This is a genomic window from Spirosoma endophyticum (assembly GCF_900112365.1).
GTDB lineage: Bacteria > Bacteroidota > Bacteroidia > Cytophagales > Spirosomataceae > Spirosoma > Spirosoma endophyticum.
The window spans coordinates 41,777-65,400 of the sequence record NZ_FOLQ01000014.1; the positions used below are offsets into that span (position 1 = coordinate 41,777).

General features: G+C 47.2%; 19 protein-coding genes. 14 read left to right on the top strand and 5 right to left on the bottom strand.

The annotated features are described in order from the left end of the window. Window positions 1-224 precede the first annotated feature (224 nt). Both BM202_RS25740 and lepA read right to left on the bottom strand, forming a co-directional pair. Complete coding sequence (locus BM202_RS25740) at window positions 225-872, bottom strand: carbonic anhydrase (RefSeq protein ID WP_093831598.1); 648 nt, start codon at window positions 870-872, stop codon at window positions 225-227. Between the two features lie 291 nt (window positions 873-1,163). Next, the gene (gene lepA / locus BM202_RS25745; RefSeq protein ID WP_093831600.1) at window positions 1,164-2,951 is read right to left on the bottom strand and encodes a translation elongation factor 4; all 1,788 of its coding nucleotides are present in this window, start codon (window positions 2,949-2,951) and stop codon (window positions 1,164-1,166) included. A 521-nt stretch (window positions 2,952-3,472) separates the two neighbouring features. Here lepA and BM202_RS25750 point away from each other — a divergent pair. The 4 genes from BM202_RS25750 to BM202_RS25765 all read left to right on the top strand — a co-directional run bounded on the left by BM202_RS25750 (window position 3,473) and on the right by BM202_RS25765 (window position 6,607). Then, window positions 3,473-3,955 carry an Lrp/AsnC ligand binding domain-containing protein gene (locus BM202_RS25750; protein ID WP_093831602.1) on the top strand — a complete coding sequence of 161 codons (483 nt, stop codon included), beginning with the start codon at window positions 3,473-3,475 and terminating at the stop codon, window positions 3,953-3,955. Between the two features lie 124 nt (window positions 3,956-4,079). Beyond that, entirely contained in the window at window positions 4,080-4,619 is a 540-nt protein-coding gene (gene hslV, locus BM202_RS25755; RefSeq protein WP_093831604.1) for an ATP-dependent protease subunit HslV, read from the top strand. Between the two features lie 91 nt (window positions 4,620-4,710). Next, a complete protein-coding gene (locus BM202_RS25760) occupies window positions 4,711-6,189 on the top strand; it encodes a sensor histidine kinase (protein ID WP_245776784.1) in 1,479 nt (492 codons plus the stop codon). Continuing rightward, on the top strand, window positions 6,143-6,607 hold the full coding sequence (locus tag BM202_RS25765) for a response regulator (protein WP_093831606.1): 465 nt from the start codon (window positions 6,143-6,145) through the stop codon (window positions 6,605-6,607). The genes BM202_RS25760 and BM202_RS25765 overlap by 47 nt, the downstream gene beginning before the upstream one ends. A 112-nt stretch (window positions 6,608-6,719) precedes the next feature. On the opposite strand, the gene dacB is transcribed toward BM202_RS25765, so the two are convergent. Beyond that, window positions 6,720-8,264 (bottom strand): D-alanyl-D-alanine carboxypeptidase/D-alanyl-D-alanine endopeptidase, encoded by a 1,545-nt coding sequence (gene dacB / locus BM202_RS25770; protein WP_093831608.1) that lies wholly within the window; start codon window positions 8,262-8,264, stop codon window positions 6,720-6,722. A 134-nt stretch (window positions 8,265-8,398) separates the two neighbouring features. On the opposite strand from dacB, the gene BM202_RS25775 reads away from it, so the two are divergent. From BM202_RS25775 to BM202_RS25820, 10 genes are all read left to right on the top strand, one after another. Next, on the top strand, window positions 8,399-9,844 hold the full coding sequence (locus BM202_RS25775) for an MBL fold metallo-hydrolase RNA specificity domain-containing protein (protein ID WP_093831610.1): 1,446 nt from the start codon (window positions 8,399-8,401) through the stop codon (window positions 9,842-9,844). Between the two features lie 77 nt (window positions 9,845-9,921). Further along, entirely contained in the window at window positions 9,922-10,875 is a 954-nt protein-coding gene (locus BM202_RS25780; RefSeq protein ID WP_093831612.1) for an acetyl-CoA carboxylase carboxyltransferase subunit alpha, read from the top strand. Window positions 10,876-10,937: 62 nt separating this feature from the next. Beyond that, entirely contained in the window at window positions 10,938-12,110 is a 1,173-nt protein-coding gene (locus BM202_RS25785) for a hypothetical protein (protein WP_093831614.1), read from the top strand. A gap of 18 nt (window positions 12,111-12,128) precedes the next feature. Continuing rightward, window positions 12,129-12,839 (top strand): glycosyltransferase family 2 protein, encoded by a 711-nt coding sequence (locus BM202_RS25790; RefSeq protein ID WP_093831616.1) that lies wholly within the window; start codon window positions 12,129-12,131, stop codon window positions 12,837-12,839. Between the two features lie 89 nt (window positions 12,840-12,928). Further along, window positions 12,929-13,567, top strand: a complete 639-nt coding sequence (locus BM202_RS25795) for an HAD family hydrolase (RefSeq protein WP_093831618.1) — start codon at window positions 12,929-12,931, stop codon at window positions 13,565-13,567. A gap of 76 nt (window positions 13,568-13,643) precedes the next feature. Further along, window positions 13,644-14,795, top strand: coding sequence for a site-2 protease family protein (locus BM202_RS25800; protein WP_093831620.1), 1,152 nt, complete (start codon window positions 13,644-13,646; stop codon window positions 14,793-14,795). A gap of 63 nt (window positions 14,796-14,858) precedes the next feature. Then, window positions 14,859-15,449, top strand: coding sequence for an RNA polymerase sigma factor (locus BM202_RS25805; protein ID WP_093831622.1), 591 nt, complete (start codon window positions 14,859-14,861; stop codon window positions 15,447-15,449). Further along, window positions 15,446-16,213 carry a hypothetical protein gene (locus BM202_RS25810; protein ID WP_093831624.1) on the top strand — a complete coding sequence of 256 codons (768 nt, stop codon included), beginning with the start codon at window positions 15,446-15,448 and terminating at the stop codon, window positions 16,211-16,213. Before BM202_RS25805 ends, BM202_RS25810 begins: the two co-directional genes overlap by 4 nt. A 345-nt stretch (window positions 16,214-16,558) precedes the next feature. Next, window positions 16,559-18,001, top strand: coding sequence for a S8 family peptidase (locus tag BM202_RS25815; RefSeq protein WP_093831626.1), 1,443 nt, complete (start codon window positions 16,559-16,561; stop codon window positions 17,999-18,001). Between the two features lie 511 nt (window positions 18,002-18,512). Then, window positions 18,513-20,771 carry a CHAT domain-containing protein gene (locus BM202_RS25820; RefSeq protein ID WP_245776785.1) on the top strand — a complete coding sequence of 753 codons (2,259 nt, stop codon included), beginning with the start codon at window positions 18,513-18,515 and terminating at the stop codon, window positions 20,769-20,771. Here the strand turns inward: BM202_RS25820 and BM202_RS25825 are convergent. Continuing rightward, window positions 20,737-21,354, bottom strand: coding sequence for a 3'-5' exonuclease (locus BM202_RS25825; RefSeq protein WP_093831630.1), 618 nt, complete (start codon window positions 21,352-21,354; stop codon window positions 20,737-20,739). The genes BM202_RS25820 and BM202_RS25825 overlap by 35 nt on opposite strands. Before the next feature lie 215 nt (window positions 21,355-21,569). Beyond that, on the bottom strand, window positions 21,570-23,543 hold the full coding sequence (locus BM202_RS25830; RefSeq protein ID WP_093831632.1) for a S9 family peptidase: 1,974 nt from the start codon (window positions 23,541-23,543) through the stop codon (window positions 21,570-21,572). Window positions 23,544-23,624: the final 81 nt, after the last annotated feature.

Genomic DNA, 23,624 nt, shown 5'->3' on the forward strand with positions numbered 1-23,624 from the left:
TTCCAAGAAAAATGTAAAAAAATGGTTATCAAGTAGTTATCTATTAGTCTATCGGGAATTATGGTTATTAGCCCTACAAAGACCGGTAAGTCCCTGTAGGGCTTGCCATTAGGTGAAGCATTCTTTCTTAAGTACCTATTAAGTCGATTGCCTCAAATCGCCAGGTGAAAATAAAAGAATCCAAATAGCTTACTGCTAGTAGGGAGAAAGCTAATCGCGTATGCCTACTGCGGGGCATTAACGTTTTTAAATCGATAAATATCCAGGTTTGGCTTCAGGTCGTCAACCGTAACTTCCATGTCTTTGAGTTCTCCATTGGCAAGATCGTATACCCAGCCATGCACCTTAATGTCCTTACTATCAAATAAACGCTTTTGGACAAATGACAGCTTCATTACATTCATACACTGTTCCCGTACGTTCAACTCAACTAACCGCCGATGCCGGGCTTCAGGGTCTTCGAGAGCATCAAGTTCATCGCGATACATGCGATACACATCCTGTATGTTACGCAGCCAGGTGTTCATATAGCCAAAATCATCATGGGTGGTGGCTGCTTTAACGCCCCCGCATCCGTAATGTCCACAAACGATAATGTGCTTAACCTGCAAACTCTCCACAGCGTACTGCAAAACGGCCAGTGAACTAATATCGTTATTGGGTACCAGGTTGGCGATATTGCGATGGATGAACACGTCTCCTGGTTTAACACCCATAAAAGCGTCTGGCGCTACCCGGCTGTCCGAACAGCCAATGTAAAGAAACTCCGGAGTCTGGCCTTTAGCCATGCCCGAGAAATAGGTGGGATCGAGTTGCAGTTGTTTCTGCACCCATTCTTTATTATTACTAAACACCCGATCGTACAAATTCATAAACTCACCTTGTTTTTAGTTAAAAAAAGATTTTCTTCACTAATTTCTCCCTACTTATACCAGTTTTGTGATTAAGAAAGGAAACTCGCCTGGTCGGGTTCACTGATTATACAAGCGCATTGCCTGTTATAATCATTATGAACTACTGAACCAGATCACCGAAAAGTAGTATAAAAGCAGTTAAAGTACTATTTATTCATTAAAATTTATTCTACGAACAAATTACGCCCCGCGCTTATCTAACAAACCTAAAAGCAAAAAAGCCAATCCGTTTCCAGATTGGCTTCTCTATTAATTAATCTTCAGCACCGCCATAAAGGCCGCCTGCGGGATTTCGACGTTGCCGACCTGGCGCATTCGTTTCTTCCCTTTCTTCTGTTTTTCGAGCAGTTTGCGCTTACGGGAAATATCTCCGCCATAACACTTGGCCAATACGTCTTTTCGGAGGGCACTCAGGGTTTCTCTGGCAATAATTTTCTGGCCGATGGCTGCCTGAATTGCGATTTCGAACTGTTGCCGGGGTATTAACTCACGAAGCTTTTCACAAAGTTTTTTGCCCCACTCATACGCTTTGTCGCGGTGAACAATGGCGGAAAGAGCATCTACGGGTTCGCCGTTGAGTAATACATCTAACTTCACCATGTTGGACTCGCGGTTATCAGTGAATTCATAATCGAGCGAAGCATACCCGCGCGAAATGGTTTTGAGCTTATCGAAAAAGTCGAACACGACTTCGGCTAGTGGCATCTCGAACTGCAATTCAACCCGATCCTGGGTCAGGTATATCTGATTCTTGAGCAGACTTCGTTTGTCCATGCACAGGCCAATGATGGCACCAACATAATCGGCTTTGGTAATGATCTGCGCCTTAATAAACGGCTCTTCAATCCAGTCGATCAAGTTGGGGTCTGGCATTTCGGCGGGCGCCGATACCTGCAGGTTTACGCCTTTGGTCGTCATTACTTCGAACCGCACCGATGGAACCGTTGTGATCACTGTCATGTCGAATTCCCGTTCCAGGCGTTCCTGGACAATTTCCATGTGCAGCATGCCTAGGAATCCGCACCGGAATCCGAATCCTAGAGCCGCCGATGTTTCGGGTTCCCAAACAAGAGCTGCATCATTGAGCTGAAGTTTTTCCATAGCTTCGCGCAAATCTTCAAACTCGCTGGTTTCGACGGGGTAAATACCGGCAAATACCATGGGTTTTACCTCCGAAAATCCTTGAATGGCTTCTTTGGCCGGGCGGTCAAACTGCGTGATCGTATCACCAACCTTAACTTCTTTGGCCACTTTAATGCCCGAAATCAAATACCCTACGTCACCACACTCGATGACGTCACGCGGTACCTGCACCAGGCCCAGGGTTCCCACTTCATCGGCATTATATTCCTTGCCGGTGTTCATGAATTTTACCTTGTCACCCTTGCGGATACGGCCATTCTTAACCCGGAAAATAACCTCGATGCCCCGATAAGAATTGAAATGTGAGTCGAAAATGAGGGCCTGCAATGCGCCATCGGGTTCGCCTTGTGGGGCCGGAATCCGATCAACAATAGCCGCCAGAATTTCGGGTACGCCGATACCTTCCTTACCGCTGGCCGGAATAATGTCGTCGCGTTCGCAACCAATAAGGTCGACCATTTCGTCCTTGACTTCCTCTGGCATCGCCCCTGGTAAGTCTATTTTATTGAGCACCGGAATAATGACCAGGTCATTATTCATAGCCAGATACAGGTTCGAGATAGTCTGAGCTTCAATGCCCTGCGATGCATCCACGAGTAGCAAAGCGCCTTCGCAGGCGGCAATAGAACGGGATACTTCATAGGAAAAATCGACGTGGCCGGGTGTGTCGATCAGATTGAGCGTATAAAGTTCTCCTTTATAGGGAAACGTCATCTGGATCGCGTGGCTCTTGATCGTGATCCCGCGCTCACGCTCCAGGTCCATGTCGTCCAGCAACTGCGCCTGCATGTCGCGGGCCCCTACCGTTTTGGTAAATTCTAGAAGTCGGTCGGCTAACGTACTTTTGCCGTGATCAATGTGGGCAATAATGCAAAAATTACGAATGTGTTTCACGTTGGAATATCGTATCGTCGTTACGACGGGGATGTCTTTTGAACTAAGCTACAAAAATACGTAAAAAAGTCCGCCCTTGAGTTAGATACGGGGTGGGCTGAAAAAAACAAACGCCGGACTCAGCGAGCCGGCGTGTTCAATTACACTTCATCAACAAACTAAAAATCAGATCGCCAACGCGATATAAAGCTGTAGGAGGGGGACTCGAACCGCCCACGGTGCAGTTAGCTACAGTACAACTCTGGTGGTCAACCCCAGTCGCCACGAGGGCGGCATTATGCTGCGTTTATCCTTTATCACCACCCCCGAGACAGGAGGGCACGTCTGCCAATTTCGACATCCTACAGTGTGAGGAAACAAATATCAAGAAGACCGGCGTGTGACCCCGCTCGATCAACTTGACTTTACAAAGGTAACACAACGGAAAATTCGTTGCAAATTTCACATAAAAATTTCCTGAAATTTACAACTCATTCAAAATACGCCTACTTTTGTTGACACTCATCAAAAATAGAACTAAAATGACCGAAAAAAATTTAGAAATTGATAATACAGATCTGAAAATCCTGAGTTTGCTGATGCAGGATGCGAATATGGCCTACACCGAAATTGGCAAGCGCATATTTGTGTCGGGTGGTACGGTTCACGTCCGGATGAATAAAATGAAGCAGATGGGCATTGTTCGGGGCTCTCAACTGGTTATCGATCACGCCAAGCTCGGCTGGGATATCAGCGCATTCCTGGGTATCTATCTAGATAAAAGCTCTCTTTACGAAGACGTTTCCAGACAATTGGAGAAAATTCCTGAGGTCGTCAATGTTCATTATACGACCGGTATTTATAGCATTTTTGCTAAGATCGTTTGCCGCGATACCCAGCATCTGCGCGAAGTATTACACGATAAAATTCAGAAAGTAGGTGGTATTCAACGTACTGAAACGTTTATATCCCTTGAGGAAAGCGTGAACCGTCCGATTCCTTTTGCGGAAGGGCAAGGCGCATAGGGCATGGAGGACGGAGCGTGGTGTAAAAAGTTTACTCGGATTGCCATGCTCCTGGCACAAGGCTCCTGGCTTTTGAACCCTAAAGGGCTTTCGCTACGTTATATCTCCCAATAAACACAAGTTCATGCAACCTAAAATTCACGCAACTACAGTAGTTGGTATTCGGCACAATGGCCACGTAGCACTCGGTGCCGATGGCCAGGCTACAATGGGTAATACAGTCGCTAAAAGTAATGTTCGTAAAGTTCGCGTTCTGATGGGCGGTAAAGTACTGGCGGGCTTCGCTGGTTCTACAGCCGACGCCTTTACGCTGATCGAACGCTTCGAAGAAAAACTCAACGCCTACGGTGGTAACCTCAAACGAGCGGCCATTGAACTGGCCAAAGACTGGCGCACGGATCGATATCTACGCAAACTCGAAGCGATGCTGATTGTCGCGTCTAAAGAAGATTTATTGCTGGTGTCCGGTACTGGTGATGTGATCGAACCGGATGCGGATGTGGCCGCCATCGGCTCGGGGGGAATGTATGCCCAGTCGGCGGCATTGGCTTTAAAGAAACACGCGTCTAGTCTTTCGGCTGAAGAAATGGTACGTGAAAGCCTGCATATTGCGGCTGATGTATGTATCTATACGAACCATAATCTGGTCGTCGAAACGTTATAAAGTAACTGACCCCGATTTTGGTAGGTCGTAGCATTTCCGTCATTTACCTGTTCTTTTTCTATCTTTGTGATAGAGTAAGTTGTCTAACGTTATGCGAATTTCCAATCGATTTGCTCCCAGACTGATGAGCCGACGCATTGCGTTGAGTTTCGTTATCGCTATGGTGCTGATTGCATCAGGTTTTGCCATATCGTTTTACAGCTACAATCGGTATGGCGAAGATATGGAGTTGATTCGGCGCACGTATCAGGTGACGGGTGCTCTTGAAAATACCCTTTCACTCATTAAAGATGTGGAGACTGGTTCGCGTGGCTACGTTATTACCAATGACACTACGTATCTGGAGCCCTATCGAACGGCACTACGTTTATTGCCGGGACAAATACGCCAATTGCGGGCGCTCATTGTTGATAATAAAGTACAGATTCAGCGTCGGGTTTTGCTTGAGAAACTTATTGAGGACAAACTGGCCGTAACCCAGGTTCGATTAGGTGTTAAAGTATCCAATATAAAGAATCAGGCAATAAGTGCGAAAAGTAAGCGTAGTATGGACGTTCTGCGACGTCATGTTGCGTTGATGGTTGATACTGAGCAGACCCTGATGGGCGTTCGATACAGACAGGCCGAACGTTCGTTTCGCAATACGCTCATACTTATTTTCGGACTGTCGATGCTAACGTTTCTTGTCCTGGCGCTTTCTTATCGAATGCTTGAAGAGGAACTGGCGCGACGACAGAAAAACGAAGATCAATTACACGAATACGAAGATCAATTGAAAGGACAAATCCGACAACTGGAATCCTCAAACGAAGAATTGGAGCGCTTTGCTTTTGTCGCCAGCCACGATTTGCAGGAGCCGTTGCGTAAGATTCAGTCATTCGCCAATCTGATTACCGATCGATATGGTAATTTGTTCGATTCGGACAGCCTGCTGTTTATGGGCAAAATTTCGCACTCCGCTGAGCGAATGTCCAAACTTATTAAAGACCTGCTGAATTTTTCGCGGATTTCAAATCATCAGGATACGTTCAAAACGGTGCAGCTTAGCGATATTGTGCAGCGCATTCTGGACGATCAGGAGTTGCGAATCAAGGGACTGGATGTTCAGGTTGAGGTGGGTAGCTTACCCGCCATTTCAGCAGTCGCCAGTCAGATGGACCATCTGTTCAATAACCTGATTTCGAATGCACTCAAGTTCATACGGCCCGATGTTCGGCCAATGCTACGCATTCAGGCACAAGCCGTAGACGGCGATAAGTATGACGGCCTGATTCCGGGTCGCCAATACGTTGAAATTATCATTGAGGATAACGGGATCGGATTCGAGGAAAAATACCTGGAACATATTTTTAAAGTTTTTCAACGATTACACGGCAAAAGCGCCTTTGAAGGTACTGGTATTGGGCTGGCTATCTGCAAGCGGGTTGTCGTGTATCATCATGGCTACATAACAGCGCGTAGTAGACCCAATGAAGGAGCTACTTTTGTGGTTGTTTTGCCAGAAAGTCAATCAATACAACATCATGACAGACCAACTTCAACCGAAGCCTATTCATATCCTGCTGGTTGATGACGACGAAGACGACCGTTACTTAACACGAGAGGCTTTTCATCAACACTATCCATCCAGCCGTATTTCATTTGCGGAAGATGGAGAAGATTTGCTGAATTTTTTAAAGTATGAGGGGCCCTATAGTGGCGCACCCCATCCGCTGCCGGAGCTAATTCTGCTGGACCTGAATATGCCCCGCAAGGATGGTCGTGAAGTCTTACGTGAGATTAAAGCTAATGAACAATTTCGCCACATCCCAATTGTTGTGCTGACTACGTCGGATGCGAAAGAAGACATTGAAACCTCGTACTTCAATGGAGCTAACAGCTTCATTACCAAACCGCCAACCTTCCAGCGGCTTAGCGAAGTCACGAAAGCAATTGGCCAGTACTGGTTTAACGTAGTAACCATCTGCGAACACGCTGATGAGGAATAAAAATGGTTTACGGTATTCGGTTTATGACGGTCCGTCGCTACGGTGAGCTGGCCGGTGCGGTATGTGCATAGTGATGTGTAGGCGCTCCCTAGACCGAATACCGTAAACCATTTTACGCTCCACGTACCCCTACCAGTGCTACGAAAATCTTTTCCAGTTCACGGGTTACGGTGCGGCTTTGGCCGGGTGTAAATTTGTTCACCAACAGGCAGAAACTCATCCGTTCGCCGTCGGGAGCCGTGAAATAGCCCGCATAGGCCCGGACGCCTTCAATAGATCCGCTCTTCGCCCGAATGTTACCAGCGGCTGCTGTGCCACGGGCCAGCCAACGGACGGTGCCTGTCTGCCCCATAACCGGAATGGTTTCATAAAACGTCTGAAACGCTTTTTCGCGGCCCATTGCGCTCAGGATGCTAGTCATATTGTCGGGAGTGAGGGCGCCCGTGGTCGATAGACCGCTGCCATCCCGAATGCGAAAACCGTCTAACGATACGCCTTTGTTTTTCCAGAATTTGACCAACGCTTCAATCGCTGTATCGTTCGATCGAACGGTTTTGTCCAGGGCCAGCGCGGTTGTACGTAGCATGGCTTCGGCGTAGAGATTAAGGCTCTGGAAATTTGTCTGGAGCACCAGGTCTGACAGCGTTGGCGATGTATGTTGGTTGAGAACGGTACGTTTCCCCAACATCTCGATGGTTGCCGGTATTCCTCCGCCGATTGAGACGGGTGGACTGTAAACTGTTACATTGTCCTGAATTAGTTGGTTATAAAGAGCATACGCGGAGAAATAAGCCGGATCGGGCAAGGCGCCTTTCACGCTGAACTCATTCGCTGGTTCGCCCATCGGCACCTTGCCGACAAGCCAATGCTGATTCAAGAAAGGAGCACCGTAAATGGTCACCTGATCGCCGGTGTTGGCCGCATCGGTTGTGACGGAATTACGAAAGGTCATGTAGGAGAGAAGTGGGTCCGTACGTAGTATACTGGCTGGTGCACCAACCGACTTGCCTGGTCTGAAAAACACGCGATATAAATTCTCATTGATATTCAGCGCACTCAGGCTGGCACCGTAGTAGTTTCCCAAATCGCCAAATGGCCACGTATCGGGGGTCGTCAGGTCACTGTACAGGCTGGCGTCGCCAACGACACTGCCCTGAATTCGGCGGATGCCAGCGGTTTTAACGGCCAGCGACCAACTTTTAAGCAACGCTGGCAAATCATAGTAATTGGGAAATCGCCAGCTACCCAGTGAAGGATCACCGGTACCGCGAATGTATAGATTACCGGTCAACACACTATCCTTAATGGTACCGTCGTATTCGAGTAACGTAGTAAAAGTGTAATTGGCCCCCAGCACACTCAGCGCCGTTGCCGTCGTAATAAGTTTAAGCGTTGAAGCCGATGGTAGACTTTGGCGGGCGTTAATATTAACAATTTCTTCGCCATCGCGTACGCGCCGAACAGACAGAGCGACCGTTCCGAAACGGACCGCTGGACTAGCCTGAAATGCATCTATCTGCCTGATTAGATGCTGCGTAGCCAGTGAATCGGCGGGTTGTTGGTCCTGAGAAAACGTATTCGACGGTGCACAGTAGGTACACAAAAGACCAAATAAGAATACCGATAAGTAAGTCGAAAAGTGAGGGGTAAAGCGCATTTGGGAACAGTTAGGCGATTCGGGCGGTATTTCGTACTTTTGCAAACTTACAAAATACGCGCCACCCAACTTGTTTTAGAACCACCCTTCTCAAGACATCGAGTAAACGCCACTGAATCGTTAAAGTTGTACGCATGAAATTATCATTTCTGGGGGCGGCCCGGCAGGTAACAGGTAGTATGTACCTGCTGGAACTGGAGGATGATTACCGCATCCTGATTGACTGTGGGTCCGATATGGAACGGTCCGCGCCACGAGAGGCCAGTTCCAACGGGCAGACAGCCCCCGCCGTTACTCATCCGGGATTTTTTCCGTTTGAGGCTTCAAGTATAAATTTAGTGCTGCTGACCCATGCACACGTGGATCACTCGGGCAACTTACCTAACCTGTTTCGCGAAGGCTACGAAGGGCAGATTCTATGCACGGAACCGACTTTCGCCCTGACCAACGTATTGCTCAAAGATGCTGCTTCACTCAACCAGAAGCGCATCAATGAGCTGAATACGAGCAAAAAGCAACGGGTGAAAGAGCGGCAGAGCCAGATGCAGAAGGATCTGTTCCTGGACAGACAAGTCCGTGAGGCTATGGAAAACGTAGTGCCCATTGCCTTCAATCGAAAGTTTAAGGTAGCCGACGGCGTAGATGTTACGTTCATTCCGGCGGGGCATTTACTGGGTGCTGCTCATATTGTCATTAACGTAACCGAAAACGGAGAGCGCAAGAGCATCTGTTTTTCGGGCGATATTGGCCGTAAAAACTACCCGCTTTTAGTCGATCCAGCCCCCGTTCCAGCCGTAGATTACCTTATCTGCGAAAGCACCTACGGCAACCGGCTTCATGAGAATCTGATGTCGCCTGAAGATGCGCTGGCTGATATTATTCAGCGGACGTGCATTGATATTCCGGGGCGGCTGATCATCCCATCGTTCAGCGTTGGCCGAACACAGGCACTGCTCTATACCCTTAATCGGCTCTACACCGAGCGAAATTTTCCGCCAATCAAAGTTTTTTCGGATAGCCCAATGGGCTACGAAAGTACTAAGGTGTATATGCAGCACGTCAAAATGCTGAATAGCGAAGCCAAAGAATTTTACAAGGAGAACGAAACCTTGTTCGATTTTCAGAATTTCCAGTTTCTGGAATCATCGAAAGCCAGTAAAGCCGTATCGAACTACGGTGAGCCTTGCATTATCATTTCGTCGTCGGGCATGGTGCAGGGTGGTCGGGTCGAATACCACGTTGCCGAGAACATCAGCAATCCGTACGCAACGATTTTGATCATTGGGTACTGTGCAGAAGGGACACTTGGCTGGCGCTTATTGAATGGACAACAAACGCTCAGTATTAAGGGTAACGACCACCAGGTGCTGGCCAACATTGAAAAAATTGACGTGTTCAGCGGCCACGGCGACCGTAATGACCTGATTAATTTTGTTGAAATGCAGTCGCCCGAAACCCTCAAACGTATTTTCCTGGTTCATGGCGAATACGAAAGTATGGAATCGTTCAAAGCCACCCTGGCCGAAGAAGGTTTTCCGCAGGTGATTATTCCGAAAAAAGGCGAAAGCTTTGAATTATAAGTCGAAAGTCATCAGTCAATAGTCGTCAGTTTACCTGTTGGCTATTGACTGATGACTTTCGACTAATGACTTCTTTTATGAGAACATACCTCGATTTTGAGAAACCAATTGCCGATCTTGAAGCGCGGCTGGAGGAAACCAAAAAACTAGCGCAGACCAGTAATGTTGATGTGAGCACAGCCGTAGACGTGCTGGAACAGAGCATTGACAAACTTCGCCAGGAGATTTTTCGGAATCTGACACGCTGGCAGCGTGTCCAGCTATCGCGTCACCCTGACCGTCCTTATACCCTCGACTATATTTCGCTCATGTGCGACCAGTTCATTGAACTGCACGGTGATCGTACTGTTCGCGATGATCCGGCCATGGTGGGTGGATTTTGTCAACTGGGCGACCAGACTGTTATGATTATCGGACAGCAAAAAGGGCGAAACACCAAGCAACGTCAATATCGGAATTTTGGGATGCCAAACCCCGAGGGCTATCGTAAAGCGCTACGCCTGATGAAGTTAGCCGAGAAGTTTAATAAGCCCATTATTACATTGATCGATACGCCGGGTGCCTTTCCGGGCCTGGAAGCTGAAGAGCGGGGACAGGGTGAAGCCATTGCCCGCAACCTGAAAGAGATGTTTATGCTAACCGTACCGGTCATTTGCATCGTTATTGGCGAAGGCGCATCGGGTGGCGCCTTGGGCATTGCCATTGGCGATCGGGTGCTGATGCTGGAAAATACTTGGTACTCCGTTATTTCGCCCGAGAACTGCTCAACGATTCTTTGGCGTAGCTGGAATTTTAAGGAACAGGCGGCAGAAGCTATGAAGCTGACGGCCAGAGATATGCAGTTGAATAAACTGGTCGATGGCATTGTGGAGGAGCCACTTGGTGGGGCACATAATGATCATCAGGAAATGGCCAACCACCTGAAAGAAGTTATTCTTGAATCCCTGGCTGAACTCAGCGCTCTGGACCCACAGGAACGTATTAATCAGCGAATTGATAAATTCTGCTCGATGGGCGTCGTGGTAGAATAGTCTACACCGGTAATTATAGTTGCCGGGCGTTCAACGCGGTTCAAACGTATTTTTATTCTTTTATGGTTGAAAAATCCCTGCCACTGATTCGTTATGGATTAATTGCAGTTACTTTTTTTTTACTTCTCTATTTTTCAATTACGCTTCAAGCCAGAGGAGATGAAGGGGGGGCGTATTTACCCACGTTTCAACAGGCTTATGGGGTCTGGCCCGCGCTGGATATGAGCCCTTACTGGGCCATTTCATCTTTCTATTTATGGGTCATTGGCAGCCTCCAATATGCTATTGCCAGCCTGGGTATTTTAGGCGATTTTATATTACCCATTGGCCGCCTTTTCTCCTTGATCTGTTGGTTAGCCTTGGTCTATTTGCATGTAGCTTCCGGACGATATAAAGCACTGGCCATTCTGTTTAATCCGTACGTATTGATTTATGCCAGTCGTGCGCATCCCTTATTACCCGGTATTTTACTTTTCTACATTTTCTGGAGACTGACGCTCAGGGACAAAAAAGTTGGACTCTTTTTTTTATTATTTGCCGTTAATTTTCAGGTGTTTATTGGCGGTGCGATTGGCCTATTTACGCCTAAATTTCCCCTCCAGAAAAAAGATATTGTCCGCGTTATCATTTTAGGGGTAGTGGCTATTTCTGGCGTACTGATTACCTGGTTTACCTGGGGCGGTGTATATCCTGTCAAGTTTGTAAATCATTACTTCTTTCAGCAAAATCACGTAAATGGAAAACCGTCGTTTGGTTATTTATTTACGGTGTTCATGCTGGCTGGATCGACCTTGTGGCTAACGGGGAACAGAACGGTTGCCGGGATGAAAAAATACAGGGACTATTCCTGGCTGGTCATTGGTTTCACGCTTCTGGCAGGCCTTGTGCTGTATTATATCGCTGATATTGTGGCCATTGCCAGGGAGGGAAGCCAGGTGCTTTTAAAGGAAAATTACCAGATAGGTTGGATTGCCCTGTACGTATTGATCGGATTAGGCTGGTTACGCGTGCACAGAGATCATTATTCACTATTTTTCGGGTTACTGGGTGCCGCCGTATTATTAGTTACCCTTCCTTACCTTTACGAGCGGATTTCCATATTTGCTACCATCGCTCCTTGTCTGGCCTGGTGTGGTATGACAAAAAACGAGGATCAGCAGGAAAGCCTCGTGCTGATTACAAGCTGTTTTTTTGTCGCATTTTCTGTTCTGTATCAGCTATACGGATCGCTTTGATTTAATTCCATTTGCTCCATGAAACTATCCATACTAGTCCCTGCTTACAACGAAGGAAAAACGATTGAAAGGATACTGAAAAAACTGACCGAAATACAATTAGCTTCTTCCGTTGATCGGGAAATAATAGTGGTCAACGATTGCTCAAAAGATAATACAGAAAGCGTAGTTACTAATTTTATTCGGTTAAATCCGTCTGTCGAAATTCAATACGTTGCTCATGCGGTTAATCAGGGAAAAGGAGCCGCTTTACATACGGGAATTCAAAAAGCCACCGGCGATTATTTAATTGTTCAGGATGCCGATCTTGAATACGATCCAGAGGAGTTTAATATTTTATTGAAGCCCGTACTCGACGGATTTGCCGACGTAGTATATGGCTCCAGGTTCGTGGGCGGCAATGCCCACCGTATTCTGTTTTTTTGGCATACGATTGGCAACAAATTTCTGACATTTATGAGCAATATGTTTACCAATCTGAACCTGACGGATATGGAAACATGCTACAAACTTTTTCGGACAGACATCATCAAAGGTATTGATCTGAAAGAAAAACGATTTGGCTTTGAGCCGGAAATCACCGCAAAGATTTCAAGGATTCCGGGCATTCGTATTTATGAAGTAGGTATTTCCTATTACGGAAGAACCTATGAAGAAGGAAAAAAAATAAACTGGAAAGACGGCGTCAGGGCCATCTATTGCATTATCCGGTACGGGTTGTTTGGGTAAATTTTGCCATCTTCTTTTCGTTCGTTGTCTGCAAATCTAACCTTATCTTTGGGTTCCGGTTCACGTAAGGCCCGAACCAAACGCTACGCATGGAGTCTACTCTCGATAAATCAACGCTGAAAAACCTCATTTTTGATCTGGGTGATGTGATCATCCCCATTGACCTCAGTGCCCCCGTTCGAAACTTCGCTATGCTGGCAAACCTGCCTGAAGAAGAGGTTCGGGCCATCTGGAAACAGCACGACCTGTTTGATCAGTACGAAACCGGGTTGATCGACGATGAGGCATTCCGGGGCCATGTCCGGCGATTGCTCAACAATGCAGATTGGGCCGATGAAGTGATCGACACCACCTGGAACACTGTTCTGCTTGATCTACCCATTGAACGTATCGAACGTATCAAGGAATTGAGAACGGACTACCGCTTGTTTTTGCTTAGTAATACCAGTCCCATTCATATCCGACGGGTTAATCAGGTATTGGCGAACATGAATCAGCCGACGCTGGAAGAACTTTTCGAGCACGTATTTTATTCGTATGAGGTACGACTGGCTAAACCATCGCCCGAGATTTATCAGCATGTGTTGACCGAAGCTGGCCTGGTTGCTCAGGAAACGGCTTTTTTTGACGACAATGCCGCAAACATCCGGACGGCTGCCGAGTTGGGTATTCAGGCCGTACATGTGCAGCCACCCATGACGATTTTAGATTACTTAAAGGATATATGATGTATGGTGTATGATATACGTTTTTCCAATATACATACTACATCATACACTATATATCCTGCATCATACATCATAAATGAACCAACGCCTTAAAACGTACCTCCTTCATGGAGGTCTTTTTTTGATTACGCTCATTACCACCACCATGGCGGGTGCCGAATGGATGTTTGGTCGACTGTTCATTCCGATTGAGGGAATGAAAACACTCGGCTGGGCGGAGTTTGTGGCCGGGTTTCAGTTTTCAGTGCCATTCCTGGCCATTCTGACTGTTCATGAATTTGGTCATTACTTCACGGCTAAGGCTAACAAGGTGCGCGTTTCGTTGCCGTACTATATTCCACTTTGGCTGGGCATTGGACAAAGCATCGGTACGTTGGGGGCGTTTATTCGTATTCAGGATTATATTAATAGCCGTCGGAAATACTTTGATATAGGTATTGCCGGGCCGTTGGCCGGATTCGTACTGGCTCTCATCGTACTCTGGTACGCATTCACCCACTTGCCCCCCCCCGAATTCATATTTACCATTCACCCCGAATACCAGAAATGGGGGCTTGATTATGGAAAATATGCCTATGAGCACCTGCCAGAAGGTGGCGCGGTAGGATTGGGTGATAATCTGCTGTTTAACTTTTTTAAAACATACGTAGCAGACCCGACCCGCTTGCCTCATCCCTACGAAATGATCCACTATCCCTACGTACTGGCGGGTTATCTGGCCTTATTTTTTACGTCGCTCAATTTGATTCCGATCGGGCAGTTAGACGGTGGCCATATTCTTTACGGACTTATTGGCCGCAAACAGTTTCAGTGGGTAGCCCCGACGTTGTTTATTGGGTTTGCCTTTTATGCGGGTTTAGGCTCGTTCAAACCAACTGACTTTGCCGTACCAACCGACGACGCGTTTTTTAGTCAATTATTATATTTTGGGTTATATATTGGGTTTCTATACCTGGCTTTTTCGCGTATCAGTGAGAATCGAATGACCTCACTGCTCGTAACACTGGTTGTGGTGATCGCCCAACTGGCGGTATCGTGGCTTCGGCCCGATTGGGAAGGGTATCAAAGCTCATTGGTATTTCTGTTCATACTTGGCCGCTTCCTGGGTATTTATCATCCAGAGACTGAATTGGATGAGCCCCTGGATCTGAAACGGCAGATATTGGGCTGGCTGGCTCTACTTATATTCGTCCTTTGTTTTAGCTTCAAACCCTTTCTGGTTTCGTAAATCCAGGAAGCCGATTTCCTTAAATTTCCTTACCTTACCGTCGTATAATCAACACATTATGGTATGCGACCTTTTTCCCGACAGCTCTCCGACGCTGACCTGATGGTAGGTATAAAGGCGGGCGGTACGCAGCGTCGGCTCTACGAAAATAAGTTATACGAGAAATACCAATATTTTATTGCGGATGGCACCCACAAGCATCGTCTGAGCGAAGATGAATGCGCCAGCGTTTATTCTGATACGATTCTAGTCTTGTTTGACCACATCAGCACGGGTCAATTTGAGGGTCGTTCGGGACTCAAAACGTATCTATATAAAATATTTAACAACAAATGTGTTGACGAAATCCGGAAAAAGACGACTAATCGAAGTAGTGTCCATGATGCCTTTTCGCTGGATGATACGTTGATGCAGCTTCCGGATGAGTCTCGTTCGATCGTGCAACAACTTGTTGGTCAGAGCGATGTAGAAAACTTGCACCGGTATCTGCGTGAACTGGGTGAGAAATGCCGTACCATGATCCTGTCGTGGGGCGAAGGGTATTCAGACGATGAAATTGCGCAGGCAATGGGCTACAATTCGCCCGCTGTGGCCAAAACCAGCCGTCTGCGCTGCCTGGAAAAACTACGTGAACGTTTTCGCGAAATGCTATGAACACCGATCTGGAAACCATTGAAAACTACGTAAACGGCCAACTCAATGCTGATGAGCGGGCGCGGTTCGAAGCTGCTCTCCGCACTGATCCGGCACTGGCCGATGCCCTGACCTTTTACATGCTGTCGAAACACGTAGCACGGGAAGAAGCCCACGCCGTACGTAAGGCCGAACTCGATGTGCTACGTCGGCAAACGGTACCGGCGCCACCGTTCTGGAGTGCGCCCATGCGTTGGGTTGCTGCTGCCAGCCTTGTGCTTTTATTGGGGTTAGGCTGGTATTTCTTCCAGTCCGCTAATGGCCCGGCTAATTCGGAACTCGCCGTCGCGCAATTGACGGATGCCTACGTAGCGCAGCACTTTACCAACCTGTCGACCGACATGGACGGTGGTTCTTCCGGTTCGAAGGCACTCGACAGTCTTAAACAGGGAATCAACCTGTACAACAAAGGGATGCTGGTCGAAGCCGACGTCGTCTTTCAGGACGTACTAAAACGTCAACCCGATCTGGAAAGTGCGTTAACGTATGCAGGTATTACGTCCCTTCGCCGGGGAAATTATGACCAGGCCATTACGTTGTTTCATCGCCTGAGCCAGCGCACCGACCTGGTGTCTAATCCCGGTACGTTCTACGAAGCCCTTGCCTTACTAAAGCGCGGCCAGCCAGCGGATAAAGGACAAGCCGAAAGACTACTTAAGAAAGTGGTTGAGAAGCGCCTGGATGGGAAGAAAGAAGCAACTACTTTAATTGAAACGTTAAAATAGCTTTCCCAAAGCCAATCGTTAAAACTCCATCTTGATGTAAACTGCTACGCTGGTCTAACAAAAATGACCCACCTGTTTTAGGCGGGCTTTGTTTCCATCTACTCAGTCAAGCACGACTAACCATTACATTGTTTTTACAGTCAGGCAAACGTACCACTCCGTTAGCTGACCTCTGCATGGGCGGTCAATGCTGCCTATTTGACCCGTGGTTGACCGTTAGATAAAAGACAACAGTCAGGGGTCACTTAGTGGGTTGGTTATTAATAACTTGAACAAAAAAGGTGAAGCTGGAGAATCCTTAACGAATTGTAATTATTTACTAAATACGGTTCCTGCCATACCATTATGATTAAAAGCGGATACAATGAGCGCGAAGAACGGCCTTACGGGGGCGATGACGACAATAAACCATATAGGATAGTACCGGGTCAATTATCGAATAGAGAACTGTTAAAGAATGACCGACGGGTGAAAGACCCGACACAACGGCTGTTTCCAGTGGAAGCCATCATTTCCAGGGGACGTATCATTAACCCCCAGCAATTTATTGTTGCGTTAAAAAACGACCCCAAAGTAAGTGCCAGCGCCGAAGCAGCCACCTGGAAAGTGGGTAACCAGTTTTCGTTGGTCAGTAAAAAAGTAGGCTATCAGGTCGAAGTCATAAAATCCCGCCGATGCTCGCCGAACGGAAAGCGCTACGTATTGCTCCAGACGGTAAACAAAAAGGAATGGATTAACCAACTGGAAGGGAACACCATCGATATTGTCAATGCCCAGGGGAACAGTGTGGGTACTATTCATGGTGGTGGATCTAACTCTGGGGGCCAAGGGCATTCCGGGGGGCAGTCTAACTGCTTCGGTGCGGCTCAGTTAGTAAAGCCGTTGGCTAACGCCCAGTCCGAACTAACTAATTCCGGTAAACCTGACCGATCTGATTCACTCGCTACGTCAGAAAAGGTTATAGTAGCTATTCTGGATTCGGGTATTATTTCCGGGCCAGCTAGCGGTGATCAGTCCGTAACCTGTAGTGATCCAAACCAGTTTGGCTGGAATTTTGTCGATAATAATCCATTCACGAAGGATGATCACCCCGGCTGGCACGGTACCAAAATTAGCACGATCATCAAGCGATATGCCCGAAATGCTGAGATTCTTCCCGTTAAGGTAGCGAATATGAATGGTGTTCTTGATCTGTATGACGTCCTCTGTGGGTTAGAATATGCCCGGACGCATGGTGCTAAACTGGTTAATGCCAGTTGGTCGTTTACTGGAAGTGAGAATAACACGGTAGAAACCGACTTTCCCTTGTTATTAGGCGTCATACGGGATCTGGACGAATCAGGCGTTATGGTTGTTGCGGCTGCTGGCAACAGAAGCCAGTACGTGAAGGAAGCCGACGGAGAAATTGCCCGAGATGACGCACCCAAGATCTACCCCGCCTGTTACAGCGGCATTCAATGTAATGTGATTACGGTGACGACCGTGATTCACAAGAGTAATAAATTCGTAGCCTTCGAAAATTATTCTCCCCAATTCGTGGATACGGGTGTATTGCCAAATACACAACCGCCTTTAGATCCTGGTACGTTTATTATACCTGGTTTTATCGATAGTTACGAAGGGTCATCCTTTGCTACGCCAGTTGTAGTCGCCAGAGTTGCCAATGTGCTGAATAGTTTAACGGGCTATGCCGGCAAACGAAGGATATTGCATCAGCTATCAGGATTTCATGAAGAAGATGATCTGGCCAATGAAATTCGCGACGGAGGTTGTTACATTACGGAATAGACGGCTAACGCTTTTATTCGTTTTGGTCTCGTTTTGGTGTCAGGCTCAGTGCGATAACCGTACTGAGCTTTTGGCGTTAGCTAACTCTTCCTTTTTTCAACCACCTGCAATCCAGACAACTATTATTTCTTCAGTTTTGTCAAATTGGAATCGCTGCCACTATCTAGAAGATTCGTCGTACGTGAATCTGATGTTAGAACGTGCCAAAGCCCGCTCACTTACTAGAGATTTCAAAACAGCTATACAGGAAATTGAACAAACGTTACGTCTTTACGCTAAGCCTCATTCATACCTAAAAGCTGAAGATCAGGTAAAAGCGTGTTATCGCTTGGGATTTTATTGGAAAGAACTCAATGAATTTGAGAAAGCTATAGCAGCATCTGAGCAAGCAGTAAAACTGGGTGAACATTTACCCGCTAGTAAATGGATTTCTTTTGCCTATAGTACCTTGGCTTATGCTCATTATTCAGCTGGTGAGTACCAGAAAGCTGTAGAATATGCAGAAAGAGGTATGTACCAAGCTAGGCGGGCAAATAATGAGATTGCCTATCTTGAAAATTATGGAGAAAAAATTAAAGTGTTAATCGCGCTTGGTAGGAATAAAGAAGCAGATAAAGAATTATCTCACGCTATAACTATTGCTCAAAATAATCCAGATGCTAGTTATGAGTTAACTATTTTTTTAGTACGTAAAGCTAAAGTTGAAGAATATAATCTAGATATAAAAAATGCTTTAATTCATTATAGAGAAGCATTGAAAATTAATATTTCGAAAGATAATAATAAAGTTGTAGTTGATAATTACAATGATATAGGCTTTCTATTTTATAATAGAAAAAAATACGATGAAGCTTTGAAAAACTATCAAAGCGCTCTAATAATGGCATTTGACCCGTACACTAAACTACGCTTATTAGATAATATAGGCATGGTATACTGGCAGAAAAAACAGTATATCACTGCGCACAGCTATTATCAAATGGCGTTGGCTAGTATAGATCCTCGGTTTAGCAAACATCCTATTATTGATTTACCGGATGCTAAACTTGTTCGAATTTCATCACAGAAAGAATTTGTCTTTTCACTCATTCAGGACAAAGCCGATACCTGGCTTGATTATGCGAAAGCGACTAATAATCGGCAACGCTTTCAGTATGCGCTTGCTACATATAAAGTAGCCGATCAGATGATCGACTATATGCGCTGGGAGCATACGGGGAATTTGTCAAAGCTTTACTGGCGGGAAAAAACACGGGGTTTGTATGAACGCGCCATTGAAACCTGTTACCGGCTTAATGATACAGTGCAGGCATTCCGGTTCTTTGAGAAAAGCCGGGCCGTTATGCTGGCCGATAAACTCAACGAACTTAGCGCACGCCAGAAACTCACTCAAAAGCAGGTTAATAAAGAGAACGAATTGAGGAGGGCAGTGAATGACCAGCAGGCCAAACTTTCGGACATGTCGCCGGATCGTGACAGCTACAAGTCAGCCCGGATGGAGTTGTTTGCTAAGCAGGAGAAATTAGATGCGTTTTTGAAGCAACTGGAAATCTCGAATCCTGACTACTATCGGTATAAATACGACACCACCATCACCGCACTGGCCGATCTGCGTTCTCGCCTGAACACCCGGAAAGCTTCGTTCGTAACGTATTTTGTGGGCGATAGCGCCCTCTACGTGCTGGGGATAACGGCCGATGGAACGCGGCTGCTACGTCGGCCAGTGAGCGGCTACCAACAAGCAATGAACGAGTTTATGACGCTTCTGTGGAAACCCGAGGCCATGAACCGCAAGGCGAATTTTGGTAAATTCCTGAAGTCGGGTTATGGGTTATACCAGCGCCTGCTAGCCCCCCTAAACTTACCAGCCGGACGCGTCATTGTCTCGCCCGATGGGTCATTTGTGCCCTTCGAGACGCTTAGTCGAAAAGCCACTACCCCCGATTATTTAGTGGATAACTATGCGTTCAGCTACAACTACTCCGCTCGGTTGTGGTTGAAAAAAAACGGCAGCAATCCCCCAAGACATAGCTTCACTCAACTCGATTTCTTAGGTGTCGCCCCCGTGGATTTTGCCCCGTCGCTGAAGCAGGTGATGCTACCCGGCTCCGATACAGCTCTGGCAGCTATTGCCCGGCGTTTTAAATCGTCAAAACTGCTTACGCACGGATATGCTACGCGTCAGGCGTTTCTGACACAGGCTGTAGACGCCCGCGTTATCCACTTATTCACCCATGCTACCGCCGATAGCAGCGACCAGCATGAGCCCAAACTCTATTTCGCGGACTCCGTGCTGGCACTAACCGAACTTAGCGACCGCACCCTACCCAACACGCAGTTAGTCGTGCTGGCGGCCTGCAAAACGGGCATTGGCGCCAATCAGCGAGGGGAAGGTGTATTTAGTCTGGCGAGAGGCTTTGCCGCTCTGGGCGTACCCAGCGTACTGACTACTTTGTGGAGTGTGCAGAACGACGCTACGTATCAACTGACGAACCTCTTTTACAAACATTTAGACGAAGGTCTTCCCAAAGATATTGCCCTACAACTGGCCAAAAAAGAATGGATCGAAACAGCCGGCGGTGCTAACCGGCTACCTAATTACTGGGCGGGGCTAATCATAGTCGGTGACGCCGAACCGCTCCCTGATCTACACCTGGCTTGGTGGGGCAGTTTCCTGGCAGTGCTACTTATGGCGGCTGCTGTAATTGTTTGGTATGAGTTCAGAAAAAGCCGGATCACACAGGCAGTTTCATTACCTCAGCCAGCTTAAAGACCTCCTTCATGCACTTTGCTGTCAGAATTGAGTCTTCCAGCGCGTTGTGAAAACCATCTTCGCGGGCAAACCCGAAATAGCTCGCAATGGCAGTAAGACTCAGCCGATCAGGGGTTTTGCGTCCGTTGGCTTTTAGCACCCGGAATGTGAAGTAGGCTAGGGTATGCAAATCAAGCAACACACGGGAGTAAGGCCACTTCATTTTCTCGTAGCGATACGCTTCCTTCAGAAAATTAATGTCATTGATGACACTTTGTCCGCAAATAATCACGTCGCGTAAGTAGGGCGTACGATCCAGTTGTCCCTTCGGAACCCGCATGCCGAGCTGGTTGCAGATCCACTCTTCCAGCTCAGGCAATACGTCATAAACCATCGGCGCATCTTCCAGGTCGGCCAATGAGAGGTTATGGATTTTCTCGGACGATGACGAAAACGCTTCTTTATTTTCCGGGTAGACGTTGGTGAGGTACTGGCCTTTCTCGACCCAATGATCGTCGAAGAGAACGGCACCAATCTGAATGATTTCATTGTAATCCGGTTCGGGACCGGTCATTTCCAGGTCAAGTACTAAAAAGGGCATTTAGAGAGAGTTTGTTAAATTTTAGTATTGGTAACAAATTCGTTTTAAAATAAAAAATTGAAAAACTATTTACTAATTTTCCAGATATATACTACACGGTATAGGCTCGAACCGATTAGCAGGATTATTCCACTGAAACGACCCGGCAAAGACTCTTTGCCGGGTCGTTTCAGTGGAAGGCAAAGGTGTTAAATCTGTCTGATAAAGGGTAGGGATCAAAGGCTTTCACCCCAAATATATTTACTAAACCATCGGTAATTTTCTTCCATGACCTGCCGCATTGACTTGGGCTTGGTGATGCCGTGGCCAAAGCCTTTGTACACAACCATTTTTACCGGCACACCTTTGTCTTCCAGTGCCAGCCGAAGCTCGTAGGCGTTGGCAATGGGTACGCGTTTGTCCAACTCACCATGCTGAATAAGGGTAGGCGTTTTGGCGCGATTTATGTAACTGATCGGCGATGTTTTCTGATAAATTTCGGCGTTATCCCAGGGGGTGCCCTGAAGGTACTGCCGGGTAAAAGGAGTAATATCAGTGTTCTGGTAATACGTTGCCCAGTTCGAGATACCGGCACCAACAGAGGTTGCTTTGAAGCGGGTACTATACGTAGTGATGAACGCCGAAATATACCCGCCCTGACTCCAGCCCATAGCGCCCACTTTGTCTTTGTCAACCAGTCCCCTGCCAATCAGGTAATCGACGCCGGAAATCACATCATCGTAATCGCCCAGGCCTAAATTCTTGACGTTCAATGCCCGGAACTTGCTGCCGTAGCCTGCTGAACCCCGGTAATTGGGGCGCAGTACGAGGGCCCCCTTGCTTGTAAATTGTTCAACCGGGTAGTACCGGTCAGCAATGACCGATGGAAGGTCAATACCCGTTGGACCACCGTGAATAACGACCAGCAGCGGATATTTCCGGGCTGGATCGAAATTGGCCGGTTTGATCAAAATCCCTTCAATAACATTCCCATCACTCGATTTCCAACTGACAACCTCGCGGGTCGCTGTCTTGAATGGAGCGAGCTGCGTCCCCATGTCTGTCAATGTTTTCGGGACGAACGTTTGCACAGATGATGTCTGGATTTCGGCGTATTGATTGCGCATCGCGGCCACAAAGGCCATCTGCCGGCCATCTCTACTGAACGAAAACTGGTTGGCAATCAGGTTATCGGGTTTGGTGAGCCGGTCGGTTTTTAATGATCCTGGATTCAGACGGAATAAGTGTGCTGTGGTTTTCTGGTAGCCACTAAACAAAATCCCGTCGGCGGTCCATTCCAGCAGATTGGCATTCTCGTCGAAGATTGTCGTTAGTACTTTGGGCGTACCACCACTGGCTGGTACGCTGGCGATCTGGCGATTGGCGTAGAAGTAATAGTCGCTCTCATTTGTCGTCGTGAAGGCGATTTGCTGACCGTCGGGCGACCAGACCGGGTTTTGATCGGGTCCTTTGAGCGACACAATTTTTTTGGTGGTAGTATCCTTAAGCGTCAGTACGTATAAATCAGCCGTATTGCCATTCACCAGATCGGGATTTTTCGCTGCGTCGAATGCAATCGTCAAACCGTCCGGCGAAACGGCAAAACTACCGACCGAAAAGTCGCTTCCTTTGGTTAAGGGCTTGGGTTTGGCGGGTTTTTCATTCGTCAGACTGTCTAATAAATACAGGTGAACCATCTTGTAATCGTCGCGTACAACTTCATAATCGCTGTATTTCTCCTTACGGTCTTTGTCGATTTTTCCATCGGGCACCGTTGCCGAAAAAATAAGCTGTTTACCCGTTGGCGACCATTCGAAGGCCGTTACCCCTGTTTCAAACTTGGTTAATGGTCGGGCTTCACCTCCTGATGGACTAATCATATACAGTTGTGATTTTTCGTCGCGGGTCGACAAAAACGCCAGCCATTTGCCATCGGGCGACCAGGCTGGGCTGCTGTTTGATTTTTTTGAATTGGTAAGTTGAAATTTGTCGCCGGTGGTTACGTTAGCCAGCCAGATGTCGGTATCGAAGGTGTTCTCATCCCAGTTCGTTTTCGTAACGGTGTACGCGACCCATTTGCCATCGGGCGAAAGCTGTGGGTTCGATACGCTTTTCATCGCGATAGACTGATCGATCGTAGGCGCCTGAGCCAGCGCGCCATTGGCATTCATGAAGCAGGCTAGCCAAAAGAGGATGTAAATTGGTTTCATAAGGAAAGTGAATGAGTTAAACACACCGTAACAAGTGAGTACGTAAACTATAAAACTTTCTGTGGGATTGAAAGGAAATGG

Excerpts from the sequence above, each read along its gene's own strand:
- BM202_RS25740 (WP_093831598.1), bottom strand. The coding sequence starts at position 872 with ATGAATTTGTACGATCGGGTGTTTAGTAATAATAAAGAATGGGTGCAG.
- BM202_RS25750 (WP_093831602.1), top strand. The coding sequence starts at position 3,473 with ATGACCGAAAAAAATTTAGAAATTGATAATACAGATCTGAAAATCCTG.
- hslV (WP_093831604.1), top strand. The coding sequence starts at position 4,080 with ATGCAACCTAAAATTCACGCAACTACAGTAGTTGGTATTCGGCACAAT.
- BM202_RS25760 (WP_245776784.1), top strand. The coding sequence starts at position 4,711 with ATGCGAATTTCCAATCGATTTGCTCCCAGACTGATGAGCCGACGCATT.
- BM202_RS25765 (WP_093831606.1), top strand. The coding sequence starts at position 6,143 with ATGACAGACCAACTTCAACCGAAGCCTATTCATATCCTGCTGGTTGAT.
- dacB (WP_093831608.1), bottom strand. The coding sequence starts at position 8,264 with ATGCGCTTTACCCCTCACTTTTCGACTTACTTATCGGTATTCTTATTT.
- BM202_RS25775 (WP_093831610.1), top strand. The coding sequence starts at position 8,399 with ATGAAATTATCATTTCTGGGGGCGGCCCGGCAGGTAACAGGTAGTATG.
- BM202_RS25780 (WP_093831612.1), top strand. The coding sequence starts at position 9,922 with ATGAGAACATACCTCGATTTTGAGAAACCAATTGCCGATCTTGAAGCG.
- BM202_RS25785 (WP_093831614.1), top strand. The coding sequence starts at position 10,938 with ATGGTTGAAAAATCCCTGCCACTGATTCGTTATGGATTAATTGCAGTT.
- BM202_RS25790 (WP_093831616.1), top strand. The coding sequence starts at position 12,129 with ATGAAACTATCCATACTAGTCCCTGCTTACAACGAAGGAAAAACGATT.
- BM202_RS25795 (WP_093831618.1), top strand. The coding sequence starts at position 12,929 with ATGGAGTCTACTCTCGATAAATCAACGCTGAAAAACCTCATTTTTGAT.
- BM202_RS25800 (WP_093831620.1), top strand. The coding sequence starts at position 13,644 with ATGAACCAACGCCTTAAAACGTACCTCCTTCATGGAGGTCTTTTTTTG.
- BM202_RS25805 (WP_093831622.1), top strand. The coding sequence starts at position 14,859 with ATGCGACCTTTTTCCCGACAGCTCTCCGACGCTGACCTGATGGTAGGT.
- BM202_RS25810 (WP_093831624.1), top strand. The coding sequence starts at position 15,446 with ATGAACACCGATCTGGAAACCATTGAAAACTACGTAAACGGCCAACTC.
- BM202_RS25815 (WP_093831626.1), top strand. The coding sequence starts at position 16,559 with ATGATTAAAAGCGGATACAATGAGCGCGAAGAACGGCCTTACGGGGGC.
- BM202_RS25820 (WP_245776785.1), top strand. The coding sequence starts at position 18,513 with ATGTACCAAGCTAGGCGGGCAAATAATGAGATTGCCTATCTTGAAAAT.
- BM202_RS25825 (WP_093831630.1), bottom strand. The coding sequence starts at position 21,354 with ATGCCCTTTTTAGTACTTGACCTGGAAATGACCGGTCCCGAACCGGAT.
- BM202_RS25830 (WP_093831632.1), bottom strand. The coding sequence starts at position 23,543 with ATGAAACCAATTTACATCCTCTTTTGGCTAGCCTGCTTCATGAATGCC.